We start from the raw sequence: 11,285 nt of genomic DNA on the forward strand, positions 1-11,285 counted from the left end.
TGTCCGCTAAACGACACACAATTCAACAACTCTCAACGGGAGTACATCTCCAACCATTCACCCAACTGTTTCTTCAATGACTCGCGCACCGACTTGGGCTCCAATATTTCCGCCTCGGAACCATACTGCAAGATCCAGCGGATAAACTCTTTTTCGTTATTCACCGTCACCTCGAAGATCATGCTGCCGTCCTTCTTGTTGTCTTTCATCCGCGGATGCACGAACAACTCTTCTTCCCGAATATACCGAGCGACATTGGCGTGGAACCGAACCTTGAACGTAATATTTTTCTCGCCTTGCTCGATGGACCAGGTATTCTTGAGATGTTTCTTGATGTTGAAATTGCCTTTGTCGAAAGCGAGATCGGTTAGTCGGACGTCGAGGAAGCGGCTGATCCGGAAAGTCCTTATGGCTTGCTTAAGGTGGCAGTATCCGATCAGATAGAAACGTTGATCGCGCGGGATCAAATAATAGGGGTCGATTCTTCGTTCTGAGGTCTCGTTGCGATATTGGGTGTGATAGACGGTATGAATCGTTTTCTGCTCCAGGATGGCTTGAATGATAGGCTGCAGGAAATTCGGGCTTTCTTGACGATAAGCGGGCGTTCCCATCTGAATGATGCTAGTGATGTCGGCAATAATCTGGTTTTGCTGCGACTTCTCCTTGCGATGGGTGCCCATCACCTTGGCGTAGGCGGTTTCGAAGCCTGGCGGCAGCTTGTCCAGATCAACGACCGACGGGAGCAGGGAGAACACCAGAGACTCTTGCTCCGTGAAATTCAGCGGATACATGAAAAACCTTCCCATGAAGCGGTATCCGGTACCTCGGCCTTCGTTGGTGACAGGCGCAATTAAAGAAATCGTGTCCAGGTCCCGATAGATGGTACGGATGTTGATATCGCATTTCAGCGCCAAGTCGGCGGCCGATATGCCGGGATTGGCTTGGATGGCATTGATCATGTTGAAGATGCGGATGACTTTATCGATCACTGGATTGACCCCCTTGCGTCATAGGCTATATGAGTGTAGGGATTCGATAGTGATGGTTAAATTTCCTTGTTTTTCCTCTGGCCTGCTAACATTTATTACGGACATGATGCTGTTGTTATATTTTCATATGGTTAATAAACTAATCTTGAAAACAGGCTAGAAAAAAAGACGACAACCTGTCGTCAGCATAAAGGAAATCGATCCTTAATAATTTCCAGGGACAACAACATCAGATACGATGATCTGCACGTGCTTTAAGGAAGATTTCATTTTAAAGGAAAACGTTAATTCCTCATTGAAAAAATCGGCAACGGCAGGAAGCGGAGCTACTTCAATCAGATCATCCCCATACGCTTGCGAATACCTTATTTTCTCAAAAACCTGTTCTGAGTAAATTATGCAAGGGATCCGCATATCTTCATAACCAGCCTCGTGAATCGCACATAGACGTTGAATGCCGTTAATTATAAATACGTTCCTATCGAAAGCAATGGCCTCAATAAATGGGCTTGATAGACCTACCGTCATGGAAACATTAACTTCACGACGTTTCTTACTCGGGATTATTTCATACCCACGTAACGACATGTTGCGCATATCGCTTAATATGCTTATTCTAAGCAAGGATTCGTCCCCGGTTCGTTCGATCTTGAAGGCTCCTTCTTTCCGCTGGATCGTCCCCAGACAAAGCTTCAGAACGTCATCTTTACTTTTAATCGATTTCCGATATTTCCTACACGGTTCATCTGCTATGAATGGCTTGAGCGGTACAGCGCTTCCCCAATTCTCCAGCCACATGAAAGCGATATCATTCTCATAGAAAGCCTGAATATCCTCCTCATCGAACAACGCTTGCTGCTCCTCATCTGACATAGCATGCAAACGACATTCTTGCTTCTTCGATAGGGGCTGAATCATGTTTTGGCGCTCTCGCCAAGCATGATTGATATCTTGCTCCGACAGTCCTGCACACTCTTTATTTACAAAGCCTTTAAGTTGATTCTCTTCTATAAAAGGTAGCAGCACTTTGGCATCTGTCCTCTTCATTGCACGGTCCTCTCGTAAAAATGTTCAAATGCCGGATACAAATGTCCTCATTTATAAGAATGTGTGCGCGGTGGACAAGCTTCCTTTGTCTTATCTATCACTTCTAAGGGGAAATCATTCCACCCTGATTTTGAAATAATACTCACATATTGTCTTTCGTGAGTGCTTGATATCTCCTTCCAGCTTTTCTTGATCTCCTTCTCTATTCGCAAGACTGCCGGCTGTGTAGCTCGATACCGTTTGCTCCATTGCTCAAGAGATTGTTCATCCTTCTCTTCCAACGCCTCAGACAGCATCTCCAGCATGGAGTCTCTGTCGGTAGTCGTATCCATGAATCTCGCAGTACGGGTCCCTTTAACCGCAAGCGTACAATAAACCGATTTTCCCCGCTTGGAACGCTCAACAAAACCGAAATCCACCAGTCTCTGGATCACTTCCGTCAGATAGGGAGGAGCGACCTGTATCCGTTCTGCTAGGTCCGTCATACTCAGAGTAAACTCGCGATAAAGCACATTTAGAATCGGGCGATCGTATTTCCCATACAATTCAGCCAGTACTACCGCCTCCGGAGTGGAATCCGCAAAATACGAATAGATGCGGCATCCCGCATCCAATCTGCCAAGCTCAACACACACACCAGGCTGCAATTCATCCATAATACGAGCCAATCTTTGCGTTAATTTGCTTAATAGGATAGCCGTTTCCTTAAGTTGCCCGAACATGCGTTGCTCAACAGTCTGGATCATTGCACTTAAGAACAAATCCGTCCCAATTCGAATATCCTTAATCCTCCGTCCAACAACGGCTTCATTCATAAAATCTGCAAAACGACTCGGTTCATGCCATACCATCTGCTCCATATGATGACGTTCAACCATATAAGAATCTCCTTCATATCCATTGTTCACCTTAAGTATATCTTAAGTATTTACCGATTAGAAGAGGCTATTCACCCTGATCAAATAATTTCATCACGATCAATGTAGCGGTTTCGCCCCGCACTCTCTCGATCTCATCATACACATGTAGCTTGCCTTTTTTTCGCAGCGGGAAGGCTGCTACGGAATATGGCTTCACCGCTAGCGGGCTTTGTTTCTCCGCATAGTATCCATTGTTCGCTACCAAGGTTGCCGTATGCTTCTCACCGAGCATTTTTGCCTTATTTAAGAACTGATGGCAGGCGCTTGGAGTTAGAGCGCATACGGCCGCAATATCAATGGAGGCTTCATGAAACATGGACTCGTCTACGGTAATGAAATCTTTGCATATTAACATGGTCATTCTACCTGCAGGGGTGATCATTACATGCCATGAATCACCTAAATGAATGTTTTCAATCGCCTCCGTTGCACCAAGCTCAGACGGAAGCGTGATACCCAAGTATTGCATATCTTTGGCTTTTAGATTGAACGGTTCTTGCTTCTGATGTTCAAATATCGGACCGTACTCAAATATACCGTCATCGTTAGAACAAGGTCCGTAACACTTGGCCTTGTTACATCTAGCTGCCCCTTGCGGTTGATGAAGTAGACCAATAAACAAAAGCAGATCGTGATTGTGTTCTATTGATAAACCCTTCAGTTTGGCGCACAGTGTCAATTCATCCTCGGGATTGAGAACCATCTCAGGAAACACAACAACGTCGGCCTTATTCATAAAAGAACGTTCAAGCTCTTGAACAATACGTTCAAATCCTTCGTTCTTGTCAGAAACATGGTCAACATTAAATAAAGCCCCCAATTGACTGACTATGGGTTCAAAAGAAATAACCGGTTGTGAATGGGTTTGCGAGATTGCCCAAGTCCATGACCTCCCTTCCTCTGACCAATTCTCGCGAAGGGGAGAATGAGGAAGTTCATGTACAATATATCTCACTTGACTGTCATAGTATGCCGGTATGATGTCAAAGTTTGTGAGGCGGCTATGAATGGATCTAATAAATAAATCTTTCTTCTTTCTAGCGACCCTCCAATCGGTTGACCGATGAGTCGCCTCCCGCCAAAAGGATTTTGCATCATCCAGTTGAACTACGACACTGCCCACATCCTCTTCATAATAAACGATTAAGGGTTCTAAGCCGGCATGAGACTTTTCGGCTAGCGATGCGAAGAGCTGGTCAACGGCAATCAAATAGGCTTGAGCAAAGGCGAGTGCATCAAGTCTACTATTTACTGTCTGTTCTGCAAACCCGCGTAATTCCAAAACTTGCGTAGGAGACAATGTCAGTTTCATATTGTTGTCGTTTAATATAAAACACAGCTCTTGAAATCGCTTTAGCGCTGATCTTGGCTCTTGTCTATTAAGCTCGTAAATGGATCTTTCCTCACCAGAGCAAGTAATAGCATATTTCAAAAATATTCGAAATATCGATTCATTCGGACGAAGAATTTCAAACAGCCAATCGAATTTCCCGGTTCTCTTCAATCCACCATCACGTCTGACACGCTCCCACAGATAGTAGCAAGCTAGATTGGATTAAATTCAGTAGTCCCCCTCCATCCAACCGTTCAAATCTATCATTAATAAGACCTATGACCTATTTGTTTATTATAATACCAATTCATTCCAATGAAAATCGTTTTCTGTTCATGGACATGATCCAGTTCCACCTTCACCCTGCCCCGCCGACGCTTCTCCCGCTTCTATCCTAATCCTAACATGCTAGTTTCATTAATTACCTCTCAGTATGGTTCTCCTCCACCCCAATCCCCAACACCCGCCCAGCCCGATCCACATGCACATGATCCAGCTCCACCTTCACCTTGCCACGCCGGCGCTTCTCCCGCCACTCGCGCAACTGTTCCTCCGTCTCCAGCCGCAGCTCGGGAAGCTCCACCGCGCGATCGAACATGTACTTCGACGTAGCCAGACAAGTCTCGATCCAGCTCCCGCCCAAAGCAATCACCGTCGCCCGCTGCTCCCACTTCTCGATGCTAAAGTACACATACAGCTCCTGCTCCGTGCCCGGCCGTGCGGGACGCTCCTTGATGTCCCCCCGCTTACGAACCTCCCACTCTCGAATCCGCCCGTAATAACGGATGCCGCCATCCTTCTGGTGCTGCCTCCTAGATTGGCACAAAGCAATATACTCCAGCTGAGTCAGCAGCTTCTGATCCGGCAAATTCCGAAGAGGCATATGGTAGAAGCTCTGCTCCAAAACGACCTCCAGCTGCCCCGTCCGCATCGATCCGACCAACACATTTTTCCCGCCCAGCTTATTGCGATAATACGACTTCGTCCCTCGTGGCTGGGTCGAACGTTCATAGGCTTTCTCCGGGCTATCCAGTATCAACTCATCGAGAAAGTTCTCCATCAGCCCCGTCGTCCCAGGCAGGAAAGGAAACGCCCCAATATTGATCAACCCAATACTCCGGTAAAACCGATGCTCCTTGAACCGCTCCTCATCCGCATACGGAAACAACACATAAGCCCCAAACATACTCCGCTCGAACTCCACCGTGCCCAGCTCCTGGTACACAATCGCGTCCCGATACCGGTGCATCGTATTAATATCGTCTTCCTCCGGACCCGGTGCTTGATAGTTGTTGTAGTAGGACGAGCCTTCGTACGCCGGATTGAGCCGATACTTCGCATCGAACACATATTTGAACACTTGAGGTTGCTGCTGGGCATCATGCTTGTACAAGGTCAGGACATTATCCGGCTTCTGAGCCAAAGTAGGCGCTTCTCGATCCTCGCTCGGAAGGGCATTGTAATACAGCACAAAACGCTCCCCATTCCGCGGATTCTCGTACTCGACCTTCGCCCTTTGAGACTTATCTAGCGTCACGAACAAACCCGTACGATTCACACGGATAATATCATGGTCGATCAACTGGTATTTGTTGGCCAACAGCTCATGAATCTTAAGGAAACACCAGTACTCGTACAGCTGCGCCAGATCCTTCATCGACAAATGAAACAGATCGCTCTGAATCGAAAGCCCCTTCATCAGCATCAAATAAATCCGATACACATCCCGATACCCCGGCGCCATCTGCAGCACCAACGAGACATTCATCTGCCGAAGCTCCCCGACCTCACGCAGGAAATCCAGCTGCAGCAACCGCCGCAACCGAGCCTTCATCCGCGTTATCTCCGCCTCCAACTCCGTATCCCGACTACGTTCCCGTTCCACCAGCTTCTCTCGGATATCCGAAAGCTTACGATCAATCCGCTCCAGCATCCACCGCAAGAAACGATTCTCAGCCGTATCATAATCCAGCTTTCGTTTGGCCTCCACAAGAGAAGTCGGTCGATATGGCTGTCCATTCACCTGTAGAATCCCATGCTCCCGGTCAGGCACTAACAGTTGGGGACGCTTGGCAAGGAAGCGAACATTTTCCCGTCCCGCCTTCTTCACCTTCGCCGCATCCGTCACCCGCTTCTCTTGGTACAACCGATAATGAGGCGCCCGATCAATCCGCTCGATCGTCTCCGTCAGTTGCTGGAACACATGCTTCAGAATCGCCCAGTATTCCGTTAAGCTTTGAGAATGGGTTTGCTTCAGCCCCGTCAGGTGGTACGTTTTCCGCAGAAAGTCAAAAGAGAGGTTATAAATCTGCCGATTCACCTCTTGGAGTATAGCGTAGTAATCCTTCTTGTAGTCCAGCTTGGACGGAAAAATCTCCAGCCGAATATGCAGGCCAGGTCCCCCATTCACCCGGATCTCCAAGTCGGTGTAGCCAATCTCATTCTGAAACTGGAGCACTCCGGAGAGCAGGCGACCGCTTTTGCCCGTTGGTTTCACAGCCTTGCGCAGATGAGGACTAGCATGCCAGAACTCCAGCTGACAGCTCGCATCTCGAGCCTCCACCAGCACCTCATAGCTCTGCGTTTCATAGAAACAAGGCTCCACCTGCGCCCCACCCAGACCATCCACCCACTCACCGAACGCCACCGAAAACAACTTCACTTCCTCCACCTGCAAAATAGCAGAATGCGAGGCCACCACATGCTCGGCTTTCTCCCACACATGATCGGTCCGATGAAGCTGCAGCGTTTCAACTGTAGGATGAAGAGGCTTCCCCTTGATCGTCACATCGAACAAATTCGTCGCCACCTGAAGCAGCTCCCGAGACTCGTTAGGAAAGCCAGAAGGAAGTAAACCCATCCTCTTCGAACCTCCGTAGCATATAGGCTAGCTTCCTTGCGCTTTGTGGGTATTTGGTTTGAGGTGGCTCTGCTCCTCGTCTCCAAGGCTTGTACAAATCGGATGCATCCTCTACTAGGGCAGCCATATTCTGTCGCGGTCGATTCACACTTAACAAATACAGCTCCACCAACACTTGCTTCACCGACTGGCTGCTGCCTTGAAGTCTAGGTAAAATCTTTTGCAACAGCTGGCAATCGAACGCTTCATCCTGGCTCATCAAACCATAGGTAGCATTGTAAATCATATAGAAAGAAACCGCGTCCCTCACCCGGAACCCGATATGGGCATGAACCTCTTCCAGAATGTCATTCACTTGTACAAGTCGAACCGTAACTTCTCGGATAAGCTCTGCATGCGCCCCATAGGCATCTTGCAAATGCAGGTACTCACTTCGGAGAAAAGCATTCGATACCGCAATCGCTTTTCTAGGTCCCTCCCCAGTAGACTCTGGGAACCGATTAAGGTTAATGTAATTAAACTCTAGTGTATTCGCCCGATCGAGCACCTTTTTGCTGAACGGATGCGTCGTCTCATCCATATTCACCGTCCCGATCAAGTACACATTATCCGGAATGTGCAAATCTCCATTGAGCGGAAGGTCCGAACGCCCCATCGCCTTCAACTGGTCCTGCTTCACCACAGCATCCGTTACAATGCTCCCCTTCTCCCAACGCTGAGTCTCCAGCAAGCTTAATAGATCACTGAAGTAATGCTCCACGCGAGCCAGATTCATTTCGTCCAGACAAATAAAATATGACTTAGTCCGATTATCCGGATGCGAGGCTTCTAGCAAAACCGAAGTAAGCGGCCCCGGGCGGAACTGATGCGACAAGTCGGTGTACCCAATCATGTCCGAAGGATCGCTCCAGTCCGGTCGAACCGGGATAAGCTGGAACTGTCCATTTTTCTCCGTCGCCCCCACCGCTTCCGCAAACAGCTGCACCAGCTTCGTCTTCCCCGTCCCCGAAATCCCAGCCAGTATGACAAAAGGCTTCGTCTTCAAAGAAAGGTAAAAGTTCTCGAGCAAGTGCGGCGGATAAGTGAATCCACGACCCAATATGTACGCTTCTATTCGACGGACTAATTCCTGAACGGGCAAATGATCATCCAACGGCATGGTTGGCTCCTCTTCTCGATAGCGATACAATCCCTCGGTAGACTTCTGCACAACCTCCAGCTCCTGCAGCCAGTTCAGCATGAACCGACTCCGAGACTCCTTCGTGATTTCTTCCCAGTCCGTTGTCCCCATGGCTTCTATGAAACGGTTCTGAAACTCTGCGGAATTGAACGTATTTAGTTCCTTTGTTAGATCAATGGCCAGTCGAATCACTTGAACTAATTCGTTGTTAACGTCCTCGTCTGCGACAATTGTGCGAAGGATTCGGATCTGTTCAGGATCAAAGGTCCAATGGTTCTCTTGAAAATGATTGCAGTAGGTTTCACCCTGTGGGGACAAAGTTATTTGATCGGAAGCCAGAGTAATGAGGGAGAAATCTTGAAGGACCTTACAGAATACGCGTAAGCGGTCTTCGGGATTTTTAATAGATTCTCCGGACTTGAAAATGGTGGAGCGATTCGCGGGATCTAGGAGGTCTTGGATTGGAATAGGAATCCTGGGGTGGTTGCTTAAGTGGTACATGACGCCCTGAATATAGTGCAAGTACGCCATCGTGACTTTGAAAGTTGGCTTCTGTGGTGGGGGCGTTTCGGCCGTGAGAGCTCCTCGCCTTTCCACGAAAAGTCGGTAGTTCTCGACCATGTTTTCGAGGTCAGCCCTAAGCTGCTCATCACTCGGCAAGTTGCCGCTTTCGTATTTGTAGTAGGCTACTGTGCCTGCCTGATAAGCTTCTCCCAAGGGGCTTGTCGTGAGGAAAATGTCCCTGTCTTGGCGTGTGCCTTCCAAGGGAAGCAGGGAACGGATTTGAATGACGATTTGCTCGAAAAAGAGGTAAGCTTTCTTCTTACCATGCTGTTGCATGGGCTCCGTCACACCCTGCGCGAACGACAAATAAAGGGCTCCCATATCCTCGGAGAACAAGTAGACGAGGTATTGCCCCTTCTGGGTGGTGCTCGTAATTCTAGAATCCATAATGGCAATCCACGGAACCGTCGCCCAGTTACCTTTTCCAGCTGAGCCTTCTACAGTGAGTGGGGCTTGGATGAAATCCAGCTTCTCGAGTTCGTGTGGGATGGTCTTTCTCACATGCTGGTCCATGGGATGCTGCTTAATAGATTCTCGTTTCGCCAGTATGTAGGAGTCCATGACTTGTTGGAAATAACCGCGGATAGAGAATTCCTTCGAGTCTTGGTGTGGGGTAGCTTCGCTCGTATAGTAGGAATCAAGTTCCTGGAGAGCGTACTGGCGTAGCTCCGCTATTAATTCAGGAGTAAGTAATTCAGCAATTTCTGGTTTGAAGGAGATTGAGTTGTTCGTAGGATTCATCTCTACGATTGTCTGCATGGCATTAACTGGATTTTGAATAACCGTCCGGAGCTGTCCCTCAGTCAGCGACTTCCAGCTATCCCCCATGTACGTTGGTGGATTGTCTACAGGAAGACCCTTGTTCTCACGGTCAATAAAGTGTTGGCGGAACCGATCGGCGATGAGGTTGAGACTAGTTGAGTTCTCCAATCCTTCCTCTGTGAGTGCTAGGATCAGAACCATTTTGTATGAACGCTGTTTATGTTTGAAAATGTCATTTAGCTGTTGAGGTATAGTCATTAGTTCCTCCGTATAGTCCGGTCTATTTGATAAAAAATCTATACTTGGTTTTATCAAATCTTGTATTGTTTACAACGATTGATGAATCTGTAAGTTCAGCTATTCTCCCCTCACATAGTGAGCTGTCTTCATCCCAAACAACGATAGGGAATTCATAAATAAAAACAGTTTGCAAATCATTTTCGTTTTCTAATTGTGAGTTTGAACTCAATAAAGATTTATCTATTCCTATTCTGTTTAGTAGAATTTGCTCAATGACATTAATCCTAGGTAGTATAAAAGATTTCTTTAAATTATTTGTCAGTAATTCTACGTAACCAGCAACAATTATGGCTAATAACCACCCACCAACATTTCTTACAATACTAAAAATTTCAGTACTGAATGTCTCACTAATTTTGAATAACTCAGTCAATTGTTCGTTATTTTTATTTATGTCAGCTGATTCCATTTGAGTAACCACTGACATTAGACTTTGGAAACCAAAAGTAATTGTTGTCAATATTAATACTAGTAGAGGTATTACTTTAAATAGTAGATCCACTATATTAACTACAACACCAGTAGAATCTTTTGTTGTTTTTAAATAAGTGTTAATTAGTCGAAGCTCAGTAACATCTAACTGATCGTAAACAAAGTTATATTTTTTTATCGAATCATATTCTGTTTTTCTAAAAGCACTGAAAAAACTCTTTCTATGAACCGAATTCCATTTCAATAAATGATTCTTTATCGGTTTATCTAGAGTGGAAAGTAAAATGGCTGACTTAGTAAACTGATAAATTGCATACCCTAGCACAAATGAATAAATAAGATATGATAAAAAATGTACCATCAGTATATTCTCCTTATAGTATTTTGATTGTTTAATTTTTCGAAATTTGGACCCTGGTAGTGCTGCGGAATCACATGTTCTTAAGTCTCATCTAACTATTTATTTAACTGAAGCGATTTAGCAATTGCGGTAGGACCATTGTCGGCTCCAACTTAGGTATAAAGTTGTAATATGATGGAATTCTTTATCGGTGTTAATAATCCTCTTTTAAATTTGACCAAGTTCGGTTCTTACTTGTTCACATAAAATAAGAGACGCCTAAACCGAGCATCTCTTGTCTTTGTAGAATCACTGACTAATTTTCGTCTAAATTCACATCATACAAACTCTTCTTCTCTGCAACCATTAGCGGGGAGCTAAAGAAATTTGTGTACACAAACTCCTCTCCAGAAACTAACCGCTTCTTCAAATACGCACTCAATGCGGAATCCGTACAGTACACAAAACAGCCTTTCTGTCCTCTGGTTAGAAGAGTTCGGTAAGTATTTCTAATAATATCATCTGCCATCGTCAAGGCTTTCTGTGGATCCGATTTCA

Annotated in this window: 8 protein-coding genes; all 8 read right to left on the reverse strand. The window is 46.3% G+C overall.

Features of this window, described 5'->3' with window-relative positions; translation table 11 throughout:
• Positions 1–32: 32 nt before the first annotated feature.
• Complete coding sequence (locus tag PKO02S_RS21835) at positions 33–989, reverse strand: helix-turn-helix transcriptional regulator (protein WP_127586147.1); 957 nt, start codon at positions 987–989, stop codon at positions 33–35.
• Positions 990–1,193: 204 nt separating this feature from the next.
• Positions 1,194–2,036 carry a hypothetical protein gene (locus PKO02S_RS21840; RefSeq protein ID WP_127586149.1) on the reverse strand — a complete coding sequence of 281 codons (843 nt, stop codon included), beginning with the start codon at positions 2,034–2,036 and terminating at the stop codon, positions 1,194–1,196.
• A gap of 47 nt (positions 2,037–2,083) precedes the next feature.
• Positions 2,084–2,914, reverse strand: a complete 831-nt coding sequence (locus PKO02S_RS21845) for a MarR family transcriptional regulator (protein WP_127586151.1) — start codon at positions 2,912–2,914, stop codon at positions 2,084–2,086.
• 67 nt (positions 2,915–2,981) lie between these two features.
• Entirely contained in the window at positions 2,982–4,460 is a 1,479-nt protein-coding gene (locus tag PKO02S_RS21850; RefSeq protein ID WP_127586153.1) for a hypothetical protein, read from the reverse strand.
• Between the two features lie 250 nt (positions 4,461–4,710).
• The gene (locus PKO02S_RS21855) at positions 4,711–7,149 is read right to left on the reverse strand and encodes a restriction endonuclease-like protein (RefSeq protein ID WP_127586155.1); all 2,439 of its coding nucleotides are present in this window, start codon (positions 7,147–7,149) and stop codon (positions 4,711–4,713) included.
• Positions 7,121–9,913 (reverse strand): MrcB family domain-containing protein, encoded by a 2,793-nt coding sequence (locus tag PKO02S_RS21860; RefSeq protein WP_127586157.1) that lies wholly within the window; start codon positions 9,911–9,913, stop codon positions 7,121–7,123. Before PKO02S_RS21860 ends, PKO02S_RS21855 begins: the two co-directional genes overlap by 29 nt.
• Before the next feature lie 22 nt (positions 9,914–9,935).
• Complete coding sequence (locus PKO02S_RS21865; RefSeq protein ID WP_127586159.1) at positions 9,936–10,748, reverse strand: hypothetical protein; 813 nt, start codon at positions 10,746–10,748, stop codon at positions 9,936–9,938.
• A 295-nt stretch (positions 10,749–11,043) separates the two neighbouring features.
• The coding region (locus tag PKO02S_RS21870) for a DNA/RNA helicase domain-containing protein (protein ID WP_127586161.1) at positions 11,044–11,285 on the reverse strand (242 nt) is incomplete at its 5' end.

Source organism: Paenibacillus koleovorans NBRC 103111 (assembly GCF_004000845.1).
Lineage (GTDB): Bacteria > Bacillota > Bacilli > Paenibacillales > NBRC-103111 > Paenibacillus_AA > Paenibacillus_AA koleovorans.